The sequence below is a fragment of the Micromonospora sp. NPDC049645 genome (assembly GCF_040675155.1).
Classification (GTDB): Bacteria; Actinomycetota; Actinomycetes; order Mycobacteriales; family Micromonosporaceae; genus Micromonospora.
Genome location: NZ_JBFAOI010000001.1, coordinates 285,645 through 301,722, shown reverse-complemented (window position 1 = coordinate 301,722; position 16,078 = coordinate 285,645). Strand labels below are relative to the sequence as shown.

At 72.6% G+C, this 16,078-nt stretch carries 13 protein-coding genes; 7 read left to right on the top strand and 6 right to left on the bottom strand.

Annotated features, from left to right (window positions below; genetic code table 11):
• Nucleotides 1-114 precede the first annotated feature (114 nt).
• The 4 genes from AB0J33_RS01460 to dnaK form a co-directional block, all read right to left on the bottom strand.
• Entirely contained in the window at nucleotides 115-555 is a 441-nt protein-coding gene (locus AB0J33_RS01460) for a helix-turn-helix transcriptional regulator (protein ID WP_030332087.1), read from the bottom strand.
• A 30-nt stretch (nucleotides 556-585) separates the two neighbouring features.
• Nucleotides 586-1,767 (bottom strand): molecular chaperone DnaJ, encoded by a 1,182-nt coding sequence (dnaJ, locus tag AB0J33_RS01455; protein WP_363608696.1) that lies wholly within the window; start codon nucleotides 1,765-1,767, stop codon nucleotides 586-588.
• A gap of 85 nt (nucleotides 1,768-1,852) precedes the next feature.
• A complete protein-coding gene (gene grpE / locus AB0J33_RS01450; RefSeq protein ID WP_363608694.1) occupies nucleotides 1,853-2,614 on the bottom strand; it encodes a nucleotide exchange factor GrpE in 762 nt (253 codons plus the stop codon).
• Between the two features lie 48 nt (nucleotides 2,615-2,662).
• Complete coding sequence (dnaK, locus tag AB0J33_RS01445; RefSeq protein ID WP_363608692.1) at nucleotides 2,663-4,522, bottom strand: molecular chaperone DnaK; 1,860 nt, start codon at nucleotides 4,520-4,522, stop codon at nucleotides 2,663-2,665.
• A gap of 220 nt (nucleotides 4,523-4,742) precedes the next feature.
• On the opposite strand from dnaK, the gene AB0J33_RS01440 reads away from it, so the two are divergent.
• Genes AB0J33_RS01440 through AB0J33_RS01430 form a run of 3 tightly spaced genes read left to right on the top strand, consistent with a single transcriptional unit; the run spans nucleotide 4,743 to nucleotide 9,526 of the window.
• Nucleotides 4,743-6,563 carry an ABC transporter gene (locus tag AB0J33_RS01440; protein WP_363608690.1) on the top strand — a complete coding sequence of 607 codons (1,821 nt, stop codon included), beginning with the start codon at nucleotides 4,743-4,745 and terminating at the stop codon, nucleotides 6,561-6,563.
• Nucleotides 6,560-8,245 carry a GTPase gene (locus tag AB0J33_RS01435; RefSeq protein ID WP_363608688.1) on the top strand — a complete coding sequence of 562 codons (1,686 nt, stop codon included), beginning with the start codon at nucleotides 6,560-6,562 and terminating at the stop codon, nucleotides 8,243-8,245. The genes AB0J33_RS01440 and AB0J33_RS01435 overlap by 4 nt, the downstream gene beginning before the upstream one ends.
• 57 nt (nucleotides 8,246-8,302) lie before the next feature.
• Nucleotides 8,303-9,526, top strand: a complete 1,224-nt coding sequence (locus tag AB0J33_RS01430) for a hypothetical protein (protein WP_363608686.1) — start codon at nucleotides 8,303-8,305, stop codon at nucleotides 9,524-9,526.
• 97 nt (nucleotides 9,527-9,623) lie between these two features.
• Here the strand turns inward: AB0J33_RS01430 and AB0J33_RS01425 are convergent, their stop codons facing one another.
• Complete coding sequence (locus tag AB0J33_RS01425) at nucleotides 9,624-10,247, bottom strand: phosphatase PAP2 family protein (RefSeq protein WP_363608684.1); 624 nt, start codon at nucleotides 10,245-10,247, stop codon at nucleotides 9,624-9,626.
• A gap of 65 nt (nucleotides 10,248-10,312) precedes the next feature.
• A complete protein-coding gene (locus AB0J33_RS01420) occupies nucleotides 10,313-11,278 on the bottom strand; it encodes a hypothetical protein (RefSeq protein ID WP_363608682.1) in 966 nt (321 codons plus the stop codon).
• A gap of 521 nt (nucleotides 11,279-11,799) precedes the next feature.
• Between AB0J33_RS01420 and pdhA the strand changes: the two genes are divergently transcribed.
• The 4 genes from pdhA to AB0J33_RS01400 all read left to right on the top strand — a co-directional run bounded on the left by pdhA (nucleotide 11,800) and on the right by AB0J33_RS01400 (nucleotide 15,819).
• The gene (pdhA, locus tag AB0J33_RS01415) at nucleotides 11,800-12,975 is read left to right on the top strand and encodes a pyruvate dehydrogenase (acetyl-transferring) E1 component subunit alpha (RefSeq protein WP_363608680.1); all 1,176 of its coding nucleotides are present in this window, start codon (nucleotides 11,800-11,802) and stop codon (nucleotides 12,973-12,975) included.
• The gene (locus AB0J33_RS01410) at nucleotides 12,975-13,964 is read left to right on the top strand and encodes an alpha-ketoacid dehydrogenase subunit beta (protein ID WP_363608678.1); all 990 of its coding nucleotides are present in this window, start codon (nucleotides 12,975-12,977) and stop codon (nucleotides 13,962-13,964) included. The genes pdhA and AB0J33_RS01410 overlap by 1 nt, the downstream gene beginning before the upstream one ends.
• A 5-nt stretch (nucleotides 13,965-13,969) precedes the next feature.
• On the top strand, nucleotides 13,970-15,463 hold the full coding sequence (locus AB0J33_RS01405; protein WP_363610158.1) for a dihydrolipoamide acetyltransferase family protein: 1,494 nt from the start codon (nucleotides 13,970-13,972) through the stop codon (nucleotides 15,461-15,463).
• Nucleotides 15,464-15,681: 218 nt separating this feature from the next.
• A complete protein-coding gene (locus tag AB0J33_RS01400) occupies nucleotides 15,682-15,819 on the top strand; it encodes a hypothetical protein (protein ID WP_363608676.1) in 138 nt (45 codons plus the stop codon).
• The last annotated feature ends 259 nt before the right edge of the window (nucleotides 15,820-16,078 follow it).

The following is a 16,078-nucleotide window of genomic DNA, read 5'->3' as shown; positions in this document are numbered from 1 at the left end:
AGGTCCGCATTAAGACGATTGGACCCTTATCGACAGGTTAACCGAAAAGGCCCGGACCGCGCCGGGAATCCAGCACGGTCCGGGCCGAAAGACGGTCCGGGTGTGAGTCGCAGGTCAGCGATCGGGCGTACGGCGAGGCCGCCACACCACCAGGGCGGTGGACGTGCGGTTGGTCGGCACCAGATCCCGGCCGGGGAAGCGGGCCAGTGACTCCAGCTCCGCCACCCGCCGGTACGCGGCGTCCAGTTCCGCCTCCAGTCGGGCCACCCGCTGCTGCGCCTGCTCCAGCAGCCGCTCCAGCCCGATGATCCGCTTGACGCCGGCCAGGTTGATCCCGTCGTCCTGGCTGAGTCGCTGCACCTCGCGCAGCAGCACCACGTCACGGACGCTGTAGCGACGCCCGCCGCCAGCGGCCCGGCCGGGCTGCACCAGCCCCAGTCGGTCGTACTGGCGCAGGGTTTGCGGGTGCATTCCCGCCATCCGCGCCGCGACCGAGATCATCAGCACCTTGGCCTCGTAGGCAGGGTCGCCCGAACCGAGGAACTCGCCTGACATCCCGCTCACCTCCGCGTCCATTCCACCGGACTAGCTGACCCGACGCACCCGGGCGTCGAGATGTTCCCGGGCCGCCGGGGGCGTCTGCTCCGCGAACGACTCCAGCGCCGTGCGCGCCTCGTCCGACAACCGGGACGGCACCACCACGTCGAGCGTGACCAGCAGGTCACCGGCCTGCCCGTCACGGCGAACCACACCCTTGCCCCGGGCCCGCAGCACCCGCCCGCTCGGCGTCCCCGGCGGAACCCGCAGGGTCACCGCGCCGTCGAGCGTGGGCACCCGCAGGTCCGTGCCGAGCACGGCCTCCGCGAAGGTGACCGGCACGGCCAGCGTCAGGTCGTCTCCGGTACGCCCGAACAACTCGTCCGGCCGAACCTTGACGTGCACGAAGAGGTCGCCAGCCGGACCGCCGCGCTCGCCGGGCTCACCGCGCCCGGCCAGCCGGATGCGTTGACCGTCGGCCACACCGGCCGGGAAGCGCACGTTCATGGTGCGGGTCTTGGTGACACCGCCGCTGCCGTGGCACTCCGGGCACTTCTCCTCGACCACGGTGCCCACGCCCTGACAGTTGCGGCACGGCTCGGAGAAGCTGAACGACCCCTGGTTGCGGGTGGTCACGCCGGCACCGTGACAGACCGGGCAGGTGGTCGGTTGGGTGCCCGGCTTGGCCCCGTTTCCGTGGCAGGTGTCGCAGACTCCCGGCGCCCGCAGCGTCAGGGGCAGCGTCACCCCGCGCACCGCGTCACCGAAGTCCAGTGCCACCTCGGTCTCCACGTCCCGACCACGGGCCGGACCGCGAGGCGGGGCCTGCCCGGCGCCCTGACCACCGCTGAAGATCGAACTGAACAGGTCCTGGAAGCCGGCGCCTCCGAAGCGACGGTCGCCGCCTCCGCCGCCGCCGAACATGTCGGAGACGTCGAACGGCATGCCGCCCGGCTGGCCCCCACCCCGGGCGTTGCGTCGGAACGCGCCCGAACCGAACAGCGAACGCATCTCGTCGTACTCGCGACGGCGACCGGTGTCCGACAGCACGTTGTACGCCTCGGACGCGGCCTTGAACCGCTCCTCGGCCTTCGGGTCACCCGGGTTGTGGTCCGGGTGCGACTCCCGGGCCACCTTGCGGTACGCCTTCTTGATGTCATCCGCGGAGGCGGCCTTGTCCACGCCGAGCACGGCGTAGAAGTCCTTCTCGATCCAGTCCTTCGAACTCACCGGTCCACCTCCTTCCGACCCTGGTGGCCCGGCCGTCCCGCCCACCGTTGCGCGGTGGGCGGGACGGCCCGGTCACTGTCTGGCACTATTCCGGATCCGCGACCGCGACGAGCGCGGGGCGCAGCAGCCGCTCACCGAGCTGGTAGCCGCGTCGCATGACCTGTACACAGGTCGGCTCGCTGACGTCGGCCGAGGTCTGGTGCGCGACCGCCTCGTGCCGGGTCGGGTCGAACGGGTCGCCCTGCTCGCCGAAGGCGTTCAGGCCGAACTTGCCCAGCGCGGTGGTGAGCTGTTCCGCCACCGTGCCGAACGGCCCGACCAGGTCGCCATGTTCCCGGGCCCGGTCCAGGTCGTCCAGGATCGGCAGCAGTGCGGCCAGCACCGAACCGGTCGCCTGCTCCTGCACGAGGCCGCGGTCACGATCGACCCGCTTGCGGTAGTTGGCGTACTCCGCCGACACCCGCTGCAGATCCCTGGTCCGCTCGTCCAGCTCGGCCCGGAGCGCCTCCAACTCGGCGCCGAGCGAGGTGCCCGTAGCGGCGCCGCCGTCCACCGGCTGCGCCGGGGCGTCCACCACCGGCGGGCCGGACGGCTCCGGCCCGTCGGTGGAGTTGACCTCGACCTCGATCTCGTCGACCACGACCTCGGCGTCCTCGACCAGACCCTCGGCCGGGGCGCCGGTCTCCGCGTCGGCGGCGGTCCCCTCCGGCTCGGCGGTGTCGACGAGCTTGCGGTTGTTGCGGATGACGACCCGCTCCCCGTCGCCGGTGGTCGGCTCCGTGGGCGCGGAGCCACCCGGCGTCGACCCGGTGTCGCCCGGGTCGGCGGCTCGTGGCTTCTGCGTCATGCGGCTACCTCATCCCCTTCGCGGTGAACACGTGTCGGAGGCCGACGGTCACTTCTTGCCGTCCTCGTCCACGATTTCCGCGTCGACCACGTCGTCGGCGCCGCCGGCCTGCGGACCGGTCGCGCCGGTCGCACCCGGGCCGGCCTCGCCACCGGGCTGCTGACCCTGCTCGGCCTGCTGCGAGTAGAGCAGCGAGCCGGCCTGCTGGGAGACCTGCGCCAGCTTCTCGTGCGCGGACTTGATCTTCTCGATGTCCTGACCGCCGAGGGCGCCGCGCAGCTCACCGAGCGCCTCGTTGAGCTGCTCGCGGTTCTCACCGGGCAGCTTGTCGCCGCTCTCGGCGAGGAACTTCTCGGTCTGCCACTGGAGCGCCTCGGCCACGTTGCGCGTCTCGGCGTCGTCGCGGCGGCGCTTGTCCTCCTCCGCGTGCTCCTCGGCGTCGCGGCGCATCCGCTCGATGTCGTCCTTCGGCAGCGAGGAGCCACCGGTGATCGTCATCTTCTGTTCCTTGCCGGTGCCCAGGTCCTTGGCGTGCACGTTGACGATGCCGTTGGCGTCGATGTCGAAGGCGACCTCGATCTGCGGCACGCCGCGCGGCGCCGGCGGGAGGCCGGTCAGCTCGAAGGTGCCGAGCTTCTTGTTGTAGGCCGCGATCTCGCGCTCACCCTGGAAGACCTGGATCAGCACCGACGGCTGGTTGTCGTCCGCCGTGGTGAAGACCTCGGAACGCTTGGTCGGGATGGTGGTGTTGCGCTCGATCAGCTTGGTGAAGATGCCGCCCTTGGTCTCGATGCCCAGGCTCAGCGGGGTCACGTCGAGCAGCAGGACGTCCTTGACCTCGCCCTTGAGCACACCGGCCTGAAGCGCGGCGCCGACGGCGACGACCTCGTCCGGGTTGACGCCCTTGTTGGGGTCGCGCCCGGTGAGCTGCTTGACCAGGTCGGTCACGGCGGGCATCCGGGTCGAACCGCCGACCAGGATGACGTGCTCGACGTCGGAGATCTTGATCCCGGCGTCCTTCACGGCCTGCTCGAACGGGCCCTTGCAACGGTCCAGCAGGTCCTGCGTCATCCGCTGGAACTCGGCGCGGCTGAGCGTCACGTCGAGGTGCAGCGGGCCGGCCGCGCCGGCGGTGATGTACGGCAGGTTGATGTTGGTGGTGGTGGCGGCGGACAGCTCGATCTTGGCCTTCTCGGCGGCCTCACGGAGCCGCTGGAGGGCCATCTTGTCCTGGCCGAGGTCGATGCCGTGCTCACCACGGAACGTCTTGACCAGGTGGTCGATGATCCGCTGGTCCCAGTCGTCGCCACCGAGGTGGTTGTCACCGCTGGTCGACTTGACCTCGATGACGCCCTCGGCCAGCTCCAGCAGCGACACGTCGAAGGTGCCGCCGCCGAGGTCGAAGACCAGGACGGTCTGCTCCTTGGAGCCCTTGTCCAGCCCGTACGCCAGGGCGGCGGCGGTCGGCTCGTTGACGATCCGCAGCACGTTGAAGCCGGCGATCTCACCGGCCTCCTTGGTGGCCTGACGCTGACTGTCGTTGAAGTACGCCGGGACGGTGATCACCGCGTCGGTGATCTGCTCGCCCAGGTACGCCTCGGCGTCCCGCTTGAGCTTCATCAGCGTCCGGGCCGAGATCTCCTGCGGGGTGTACTTCTTGCCGTCGATGTCGACGGACCAGTTCGTGCCGACCTCGCGCTTGACCGACCGGATCGTCCGGTCCGGGTTGGTCACCGCTTGACGCTTGGCGACCTCACCGACGAGCACCTCGCCGTTGCGGGCGAACGCGACGATCGACGGAGTCGTCCGCGACCCCTCAGCGTTGGCGATGACGGTGGGCTCACCGCCCTCGAGAACGCTGACGCAGGAGTTCGTCGTGCCGAGGTCGATACCGACCGCACGTGCCATCTTCGCTTCCTCGCTTCGTAAGGTTGTGCAGGTGACGGGCATCGCCCGTGGGCTGCTGGCGAGCACCGCCCGCAGCGGGCCCCACCACAAGTTGAGTGAACTTGACTCAATAGTGCCACGCGTTGGCCAATCGTCAAGTTGGGTTGAGTCAACCCCGCGCAACCCAGCCGTTATTACCGTCCGGTTGTCTTCCCTTGCATCGGTCGGGCACGCTTTAGCGGTGACGACGCACGGCGATCCCGCCACCCGTTCCGGCGCGCCCGCCGTCGCAGCCCGCACCGACCCGCCGGCCGCCCCGGAGGAGCCGCCCGCCACCACCGGGGACGACAGCCTCCCCGGCGCACTCGCGGGCCTCCGGGAGGCGATCGGTGCTACCCGGTATCCCCTCGCGCTGCCCTCTGCCAGCTCCGCCCGGCAGACCGCCACCGCACTAACCGACCAGCTCGACGACTACCTGCTGCCCCGGCTCGCCCGGCTGGACGCCCCGCTGCTCGTGGTGGTCGGCGGCTCCACCGGCGCGGGCAAGTCGACCCTGGTCAACAGCCTGGTCAAGGCCCGGGTCAGCGCCGCCGGCGTGCTCCGGCCGACCACCCGCTCCCCGGTGCTGGTCTGCAACCCGTCCGACGCGGCCTGGTTTCGGCAGGGCGACCTCCTACCCGGGCTGACCCGCACCACCGAGCCGAGCGAAGATCCGCGCGCCCTGCACCTCGTGACGGCCCCGGCCCTGCCGGCCGGGCTCGCCTTCCTCGACGCGCCCGACATCGACTCGGTCGTCGACGCCAACCGGGCCCTCGCCACCCAACTGCTGGCCGCCGCCGACCTGTGGCTCTTCGTCACCACCGCCGCCCGGTACGCCGACGCGGTGCCCTGGGAGCTGCTGCGCAGCGCTCGGACGCGGGGCGCGGTGATCGCCATGGTGCTGGACCGGGTGCCCGCCGAGGCCACCGACGAGATCGCCGCGCACCTGACCGAGATGCTCGCCGAGCAGGACCTCGGCCGGGCGCCACTGTTCGTGTTGCCGGAGACCTGGGTCGACGGTCAGGGGCTGCTGCCCGAGGGAGTGACCGCGCCGCTGGCCGACTGGTTCGCCCGACTGGCCGCCGACGCGGACGCGCGGGCGGCGGTGGTCCGTCAGACCCTCGACGGGGCGCTGGCCGCACTCCACCCGACCGTGGAAGAGCTGGCCGACGCCGCCGACGAGCAGGTCACCGCCGCCGACGGGCTGGACGAACGGGTCCGGGCCGCGTACCGGGGTGCCGAGCGCACCGTCGAGCAGGGGCTGCAGGACGGCCGGCTACTCCGGGGTGAGGTGCTGGCCCGCTGGCAGGAGTTCGTCGGCACCGGCGAGCTGTTCCGCACCCTGGAGGCCCGCATCGGCCGGCTCCGGGACCGGGTCGTGGCCGCCGTCACCGGCCGACCGGCACCCGCCGCCGAGCTGCGCAACGCCATCGAGTCCCAGCTGGTGACGCTGCTGCGCGGGGTGGCCTCGGAGGCCGCCGAATCCGCGTACACCGGGTGGAAGGCGCACCCGGCCGGTGCCGGGCTGCTCGATCCGGCGCTCGCCCACCCGAGCGACGACCTGCCCGAACGCGCCGAGCGCATGGTCCGCGACTGGCAGCGCGGGGTGCTGGAGCTGGTCCGGGTCGAGGGCGGCGACAAGCGGTTCGTGGCGCGCACCGCCGCGTACGCGGTCAACGCCACCGGCCTGGCCGTGATGATCGCCGTCTTCGCCTCCACCGCGTTCATCCCGACCGGGTTGGAGTTGGCCACCGGGGCCGGCACCACGGTTGCCGCCCAGGCCGTCCTCCAGGCGATCTTCGGCGACCAGGCGGTGCGTACCCTCGCCACCAAGGCCCGCACCGACCTGCTGGCCCGGGTGCGGACGCTGCTGGACGCGGAGTCGGACCGCTTCCTCGGCCGCACCGCCGACGCCCGCACCGCCGCGGACGCCGGCGACGGGCTGCGCCGGGCCGCCGGCCGGGTCGAGCTGGCCCGGCATCGCAGCGGCCTGTCCGCCGGCGGCGAGGAGGGTTCTCGGTGAGCAACATCGCCGGCCGGGTCCGCGAGGCGTTCCGGGGGGAGCAGCGGGTCGACGCCGACGCGCTGATCGCCCGGCTGGACGCGGTACGCCGATTCCTGACCGCGGTGGACGGTCTGCTGCCGGACTCCGACCTGGTGCCCGCGCACACCCTGGTCGAGCGCGCCGGCACCCGGCTCGCGCTGTCCCGGGACCACACCGTGGTCGCCCTGGCCGGCGCGACGGGCAGCGGCAAGTCCAGCCTCTTCAACGCGCTGGCCCAGCTGGAACTCTCGCCGGTCGGGGTCCGCCGGCCGACCACCGGCGTCACCCACGCCTGCGTGTGGGGGCCGCTGGAGGGCGCCAACCATCTGCTCGACTGGATCGGCGTCCTGCCCCGACACCGCTTCGTCCGGGAGAGCGCCCTGGACGCGGACGACGAGACGGCGCTGCACGGGCTGATCCTGCTCGACCTGCCCGACTTCGACTCGGTGCAGCGATCCCACCGGCTCGAGGTGGACCGCCTTCTCGGCCTGGTCGACCAGGTGGTCTGGGTGGTCGATCCGCAGAAGTACGCCGACCGGGTCATCCACGACAGCTACCTGCGCGAGTTCCATCGGCACCGCGACGTCACCCTGGTCGTGCTCAACCAGGCCGACCGGCTGCCCCCGGCCGAGGTGCCCCGGGTCCTGGACGACCTGCGCCGGCTGCTCGACACCGACGGGTTGACCGGTGTGCCCCTGCTGGCCACCACCGCCATCGATCCGGCCGGGATGGTCGGGCTGCGCGGCGCCCTGGAGCGCACGGTCGCCGAGCGGCAGGCCGCGTTGCGGCGGCTGGCGGGTGACGTCGACACGGTCGTCGCCGGCCTGGACGAGCTGGTCGGTTCGGCCCGGCCGGCAGGTGGGCCGGACGACGCCGCCGTCCGTGGCCTCAACCGGGCGCTGGCCGGGGCGGCCGGGGTGCCCGCGGTGACCGAGGCCGTGGAGCGGGCGTACCGGCATCGGGCCGGCGCGGCCACCGGCTGGCCGGTGGTCCGGGGCTGGCGGCGGTTGCGACCCGACCCGCTGCGTCGACTGCACCTGCCCGGCCCGGGTGGCGCCCAGGCCGACCCGGCGGAGAGCCTGGTCGCGGCCACATCGGTACCGGACCCGACGGCCGCCCAGCGCTCGGCGCTCGGCCTCGCGATCCGCGCGGTGGCCGACCGGGCCGCCACCGACCTACCCGCCGCCTGGCCCGGCGCGGTGACCTCCGCCGCCCGGTCCCGCCTCGGCGACCTGCCGGACGCCCTGGACCGCACGATCGCCGGCACCGACCTCGGCCTCGACCGGCGGCCGCTGTGGTGGCGGATCGTCGGCGGGGCGCAGTGGTTGGTCACCCTCGCCGCCGTGGTCGGGCTGGGCTGGCTGGTGCTCGGCTACGCGCTGCGGGCCCTCGGCCTGCCCGCGCTGGACAACCCGACGGTCGGTCAGGTGCCGCTGCCGACCCTGCTGCTGCTCGGCGGCCTGCTGGCCGGGCTGCTGGTGGCGGCGCTGACCCGACCGGTGGTGCGCTGGGCCGCCCGGCGCGCCCGGGCCCGCGCCGAGCAGCGGCTGACGGCGCGGGTAGCCCAGGTGGGTGACGAGTACGTGCTGACACCGGTACGAACCGTGCTCGGCTCGTACGCGCAGGCACGCGACGCGCTGCGGGACGCCGCCCGCCGCTGACGCTCCGCCCGGCCCGCTACCCCTTTCCGTACGCCCACAGCGGCGTAGGGTCGAAGCATGGCCACGCCTCAGACCCCCTACGACGCGGTGCTGCACGCCGCACGCGACGTGACCAAGCTGGAGTCCGCCCTCGACGCCGAGATGCTCGGCAGCGCGCTGCTGGGCAGTGTCTACGCGATCGCGGAGACCGACCGCGACACCGCCGTACGGGAGTTCGTCACCGGTTTCCTCGCCGCCACCGGCCGCCGCAGGATCGCGGCGGCGACCACCATCCGGCAGGTGTTCGCCACGCTCGTGCCGACGGCCGAGGGCACCGAGCGGGTGCGGCCGGGCAGCCAGGCGCCGACCTGGACCACCCAACTCGGCCGGGTGCACCTCACCGGCAGCTGGGCGTACGGCGACGTGTACGGCGACCAGACCTCCTACCTCGCTACCTTCGCCTACGACGACGAGTCGGGCGGCTCGGAACACGCCCTGGTGGCCCTGGTGGATCACAACATCGGGATCACCAAGGACGTCTTCGTGGGCGGGCCGGCCGAGCGGATCCTGGATCAGGTCCGGCAGATGTGCGCCGACGACGAGCTGACCTGGTTCCGGACCGAAGATCCGGCTCGACTCCGGGGCGAGGTGGCCCGCCACCTGGCGGTGACCGACGACCTGGGCGAGTTGCCCGGCGAGGGGTCCCTCGCCACCGACCGGGCATTGGTCGGGGCACGGCTGGCGATGCTGCCCACCGCGGCCGACCCGACCGGTCCGGTGGAGGTCGAGCCGCTCTCCGCCGCCGAGCGCACCGACCTGGTCCGACGGTTCCTCGCCGCGCCGGAGGCCGCCCGTTTCGGGCTGGACACGGTCGACGGCCCCGAGCTGGCCTCGCTGCACTTCTGCCTGAGCCTGCTGCTGGACCACTCGGCGAGCTTCCCGGACGCCGATCCGATGCGGTGGAGCCCTGCGGTGTCCGGGCTCTTCCTGCTCGACTGGGTGCACCGCCGGGCCGTGCTGGACATGGACGACGCGGCGATGCTGCCCCGGGTGCTGCGGGCCTGGGCGCGGTACGCGTCGCGCCAGCGCGGACTACCGGAGGCGGCGACCACGCGCACCGACGAGGCGATCGAGGAGATGGTGCCGGAGTTCGCCCGCCTCTACTCGACCGGCGAACGGCGTAGCCCGGCCACCGCCGCAGTGGCGCAGCTGATGGCCGACGGGGTGGACCCGGACGACCCGGCCGCGCTGGACGCCTGGATCGAGGCGAACCGGCACCGCCTCGCCGACGACGGCGCCTGACGGCGTTCGTGGGTGGGCGGCCCCGCGCCGCCCGCCCCCGCGCCCGGCCCGCCGGTCGATCGGGAGGTTACGGCCCAGGTCGGCCCGCTGCACCGGGTCAGCGCAGCGGGCCGAAGACCACCGCGGCGATCAGCGCGCCGAGCGCGGCCCCGGCCAGCACCTGCGCCACCGTGTGGTCCCGCAGCCGCACCCGGGACCAGCCGACCACCGCCAGCAGGGGCGCGGCGACGACCAGCCGCGTCCCGAAGGTCAGCGTCAGGATGACCAGCGTGCCGGCGGCCACCGCCGAGTGGATCGACATCTTCCACCAGTGGCTGACCGACACGGCGACCACGAGGCCGACCAGCCCGGCCACGGCCAGCGCCAGCACCGGGCGGGGTGCGCCCAGCACGGCGAGCAGGGCGAGCCCGCCCGCGACCGACCCGAGGCCGACCAGCAGCGGCACCCGGCGCTGCTCCCGGCGGCCGACGTGGTGGTCGGTGAGCCGGCCACGGCGTACCCCGCCGACGATGTAGGCGAACGGTATGCCGGTGACGAAGAGCGTGGCGAGCAGACCCCAGAGCAGGCCCTGCCCGGGCCGGCGTGCGCTGTGCCAGCTCACCGTGAGGATCAGCAGCGACACGAGCACCGCCGGTGCGGTCACCTCGGTGACCAGTCGGGCGATCCGCAGCCCCGGGCCAGGTCGGGTGGTGACCGGGCGGAGTTCCGCACCGCCGCCCACGCCACCCCCTCCGGTACGCGCCTACCGCCGAACACCGCCGGCGCCGGATGGGCCGCGCCTGATCGTCACCGTACCGCCGGTGAGAGCGCGGGGTGCGTCGGTCCGGCCAGCGGCACCGGGCTGACGGTGGGCGTCGAGGCAACGGGCGACGGCGACGGGGTCGCCGGGCTGGGCCGGCGGGTCGGCGCCTGAGGCGGCGTGGGTGTGCGGGCCGGCACGGACCGGGTGCTGGTCGGCACGGCCGTCGCGGTCGAGCCGTCGGTCGGCGTGGGGGCCGGCACGGACCGGGTGCTGGTCGGCACGGCCGTCGCGGTCGAGCCGTCGGTCGGCGTGGGCGTCGGCTCCAGCGTCGGGTCGAGCGTGGGTGTCGGGTCCAGCGTCGGGGTCGGCTCGGGGTCGGCCGGGTCGGTGGGGTCCGGGTCGGTGGGGTCCGGGTCCGGTGGATCGGTCGGGTCGGTGGGGTCCGGGTCCGGTGGATCGGTCGGGTCGGTGGGGTCCGGGTCTGGCGGGTCGGTCGGGGCGGGGTCGGTCGGCGAACCGGTCGACGGAGGAGGAGCGACCGGCGGAGGTACCGGTGGCGAGGTGCCCCGCGTGGGCTTCGGCGCCATCGGCGGGGTGGTCGCCCGTCGGACCGGCCCCGGATCGCCCGCGCCCGGCCCTTCCGCCGCGTGCCGGGGAGCGGCGGGCAACCAGCCGCTGGTCGGGCCGACACTGGGCGTGCCGGGCGGCGAGGGCGGCGGCTGGCTGGTCATCGGCAGCGGGATCACCACCGGCCCGACGGACGGGGTCGGGATGAACGGGATGCTGCTGTCCGGCAGGGCGGTGCTGCCCGGGGTGGCCGAGCCCGCGCTGATCGCGGCGAGGATGGGCATCGACGCCGTCCCGGCCAGCAACGCGACCGTGAGCAGATAACCCCGGGTGGGGCCGCCGGCGCCGGGGGCGCGGTGCACGCCGACCACCCGCCGATAACCACCCGCCGACCGGTGCCGACCGAGCGCCGGTGTGCCGGGACCGTCACCTGGCTCGTACACCGCACACCCCTAGTCGTCGGCTGTCGATGGACATGGATGGCCACCATCGGGCAGAAACCCGGCAAATCACCTGTTAGGCGCGATCCTGCGGGAATCAGCCTGACCCAGTTACCCTGCGTCAGCCAACCTCCACCGCGTGTCGACACGCGGTGCTGGCCGAACGGTGACGAATCGCGCCGGAACGCATCGGAAACGTAGGCCGGCATGATGGCGACAAACGACGTCAAAGCGGGGGCGGTCGGAATGCGGGGCAGGCGTACTGTGGGCGCGCTCACCTGCTCTGCGAATATGGAGCACGACGGCAACGCAGCCGTGACCTCCGCGCACCCTCGCGGCAGGCGCGGTTGAGCGCCGGCGCTCCCGATCCGGGTTCGGCCAGAACCCGGATCACGCCGTGCGGCAACCCCCACCGGGGCTAGGCGCGGCCGCCAGGAACCGGTCCGGCAGCAGCCGGACAGGCGCACGAGTTGCGCGGCCGGGTGACCCCCCGGTGCCGACGCAGACACGACAGGGAGAGACCGATGGCAAAGGGCGACCCCGGGGGCACCACCCGCAGCAGGCGGGCCGCACCCCGCTCCAGGAAGGGCGCTGCCGGCGACCCCGAGCTGGTGCAGCTACTCACCCCCGAAGGCGAACGGATCGACAGCGCCACCGGACCGGACGGCACCGAGTACCGCGTCGACTTCACCGACGAGGAATACCGCGGTCTTTACCGCGACCTGGTGCTGGTCCGGAAGCTGGACGCCGAGGCGACCGCTCTCCAGCGCCAGGGCGAGCTGGGCCTCTGGGCCAGCCTGCTCGGCCAGGAGGCCGCCCAGGTCGGCTCCGGGCGGGCGCTGCGCCCCCAGGACATGGCCTTCCCGACCTACCGGGAGCACGGCGTCCTCTACTGCCGGGGCATCGACCCGATCATGCCGCTCGGCCTGTTCCGCGGTGTCGACCAGGGCGGCTGGGACCCGAACGAGTTCAAGTTCAACATGTACACGATCGTCATCGGCGCGCAGACCCTGCACGCGACCGGCTACGCGATGGGGATCACCATCGACGGCAAGACCGGCACCGACGACGGCGAGGCGGCCATCGCCTACTTCGGTGACGGCGCCACCAGCCAGGGCGACGTGAACGAGGCGTTCGTCTGGGCCAGCGTGTTCAACGCGCCGCTGGTCTTCTTCTGCCAGAACAACCAGTACGCGATCTCGGAGCCGCTGGAGCGGCAGACCCGGGTTCCGCTCTACCAGCGGGCCGCCGGCTTCGGCTTCCCCGGCGTACGGGTCGACGGCAACGACGTGCTCGCCTCGTACGCGGTCACCCGCACGGCACTGGACAACGCCCGCCTCGGGCAGGGCCCGAGCCTGATCGAGGCGTACACCTACCGGATGGGCGCGCACACCACCTCCGACGACCCGACCCGTTACCGCATCGCCAGCGAGGTCGAGGCGTGGCAGGCCAAGGACCCGATCGCGCGGGTCAAGGCGTTCCTGGAGAAGCAGCAGATCGCCGACGCGGGCTTCTTCGCCGAGGTCGACGAGCAGGCCCGCCGCGAGTCGGTGCACCTGCGCGAGCGGGTGCTCGCCATGCCGGACCCGGAGCCGGTGACGATGTTCGACCACGTCTATCCGAACGGATCTCCGCTGCTCGACGAGCAGCGCGCGAAGTTCAGCCGCTACATGGACTCGTTCGAGGGGAGCGCCCACTGATGGCCACGGAGACGCTCACCATCGGCAAGGCCCTCAACACCGGCCTGCGCCGCGCCCTGGAGAACGACCCCAAGGTCGTCATCATGGGCGAGGACGTCGGCAAGCTCGGCGGCGTCTTCCGGATCACCGACGGGCTCCAGAAGGACTTCGGCGACCAGCGGGTGATCGACACCCCGCTGGCCGAGTCCGGCATCATCGGCACCGCTGTCGGTCTGGCCATCCGTGGCTACCGGCCGGTCTGCGAGATCCAGTTCGACGGCTTCGTCTACCCCGCCTACGACCAGATCGTGTCGCAGGTGGCAAAGATGCACTACCGCTCCGGTGGCCGGCTCAGCATCCCCATGGTGATCCGGATCCCGTTCGGCGGCGGCATCGGCGCGGTCGAGCACCACTCCGAGTCGCCCGAGGCGTACTTCGCGCACACCGCCGGCCTGAAGGTCGTGACCTGCTCCAACCCGCAGGACGCGTACGTGATGATCCAGCAGGCCATCGCCTCGGACGACCCGATCGTCTTCCTGGAGCCCAAGCGGCGCTACTGGGAGAAGGGCCAGGTCGACCTGGACGCGCCGCTGTCCGACGCGTACCCCCTGCACTCGGCCCGGGTCGTGCGGCCCGGCACCGACGTCACCGTGCTGGCGTACGGCCCGATGGTGCGGACCTGCCTGGAGGCGGCGACCGCCGCCGCCGAGGACGGCCGGGAGCTTGAGGTCATCGACCTGCGCACGCTCTCGCCGCTGGACCTGACCGCCGCGTACGAGTCGGTGAAGCGCACCGGCCGCGCGGTCGTGGTGCACGAGGCACCCTCCAACATCGGCCTCGGCGCCGAGTTGGCCGCCCGGATCACCGAGGAGTGCTTCTACTCCCTGGAGTCGCCCGTGCTGCGGGTGACCGGCTTCGACACCCCCTACCCGGCCGCCCGGGTGGAGGAGGAGTACCTGCCCGACCTCGACCGGGTGCTCGACGCCGTCGACCGCACCTTCGGCTGGTGAGCGACATGTCCCGGATCAAGACGTTCAACCTGCCCGATCTGGGCGAGGGGCTGACCGAGGGCGAGATCCTGGCCTGGCTGGTCGAGGTCGGCGACACCATCGAGCTGAACCAGCCGATCGTCGAGGTGGAGACGGCCAAGGCGGCCGTGGAGATCCCGGCGAAGTGGGCCGGGCAGGTGCAGGCGATCCACCACCCGCAGGGCACCACGGTCGAGGTCGGTACGCCGATCATCGCGATCGACACCGACCCGGGGGCCGGCCCGCTGGAGACGCCGTCGACCACGGCCGCGTCCGACGGTGACCTGCCCACCCCGTCGGCGGCGTCGCTGGCGGCGGTGCAGGTGGCACCGGCCGAGGGCATGGTCGAGCCCGGTCTGATCGGCGGCGTGGCCCCTGGTGGGCGGACCGCCGTGCTGGTCGGCTACGGCCCGCGTACCACCGCCGCGAAGCGTCGTCCCCGTAAGGGCGCGGTGCCGGCGCAGACGGCCACGCCCACCCCCGCTGGGGTCGATCATGGAGTTGTGGTGGGTGACAAACCAGCTGCGACCCCCACGATTCCGGCACCACAAGTCCATGATCGACGCAATGGGGCCGGCGGGGCCGGCGGGGCCGGCGGGGCCGTGTTGGCGAAGCCGCCGGTGCGCAAGCTCGCCAAGGACCTGGGGGTCGACCTCGGCACGTTGACCGGGTCGGGGCCGCTGGGCTCGATCACCCGGGAGGACGTGCAGCGGGCGGCGAGCGGTGCGACAGTGCCGGCCGCCGAGCCGGTCGCCGCGACGACGGCGCCCAGCTTCGGCGCCGATCGGGAGCAGCGCATCCCGGTCAAGGGCGTCCGCAAGCTCACCGCCGAGAACATGTCCCGCTCGGCGTTCACCGCCCCGCACGTGACGGAGTTCCTGACCGTCGACGTGACCCGGGCGATGAAGGCGCTGGACCGGCTGCGTGGCCGGCGGGAGTGGCGCGACGTACGGGTCTCGCCACTGCTGCTGGTGGCGAAGGCGGTGCTGCTGGCGGTCCAGCGTCACCCGATGGTCAACTCGACCTGGGCGGGCGACGAGATCGTGGTCAAGGAGTACGTCAACCTGGGCATCGCCGCGGCCACCGAGCGTGGCCTGATCGTGCCGAACGTCAAGGACGCCGGCCGACTCTCGCTGCGGGAGTTGGCGGACGCGCTGACCGATCTGGTGCAGACGGCGAAGTCCGGGCGTACCTCGCCGGCGGCCATGTCCGGCGGCACCCTGACCATCACCAACGTCGGCGTCTTCGGTGTGGACACCGGCACGCCGATCCTGCCGCCGGGTGAGTCGGCGATCCTGGCGTTCGGCGCGGTGCGGGAAATGCCCTGGGTGCACAAGGGCAAGGTCAAGGTTCGCCAGGTGACCACGTTGGGGTTGAGCTTCGACCACCGGATCATCGATGGCGAGCTGGGCTCGAAGTTCCTGCGGGACATCGGCGACTTCCTCACCGACCCGGAGGCGGCGCTGCTCGCCTGGACCTGATCGTTCGCGACGCCAGCCACGGCCGGTGTGCCACGGGTTAACGCCCGGCACACCGGCCGTGTCCGTTGGGCGACGGAACCGTCGGCCAGATGGCCTGTTGACCTTTGATTGTTAGGCAGGTGTCTCAGCTCACCTAATAATCGATGGAAGTTCGCCGGCTTCTGCGGTTGAATAGATGCATCAGGGGCTGACAACCGAATAGCTAGGGGGACCCACCAATGAGCATGATCGAGCGAATCCGCAACCACCGCGACGCCAGCCGCCGCGCCCGTGCCATCGAGCACGCGCTGCGCTCGGCGAACACGCCGGCAGTTCGCGAGGAGATCCTCGTCATCGCCCAGCGTCACATGAGCTGACGCTCCACGACATTCCTCACCGCCTCCAGATCGATGGCCCACCCGGCCCGCCGGGTGGGCCATCGGCGTTTACCGGCCACCCACACCGGGATTCCGCCCTGCCGCAGCGCCCGGTACGGTGGGCTTCGGTCGCCGCCCGCCGACCCGGCAGAGGCCGAGCCGACAAAGCTGCTCGACACCAACCGGCCACGGTGAGTGACGACCAGTGCTCCTTGGACGTGTCGTGCCACCACCCGATACCGTGCGGGGAGCCGGCACA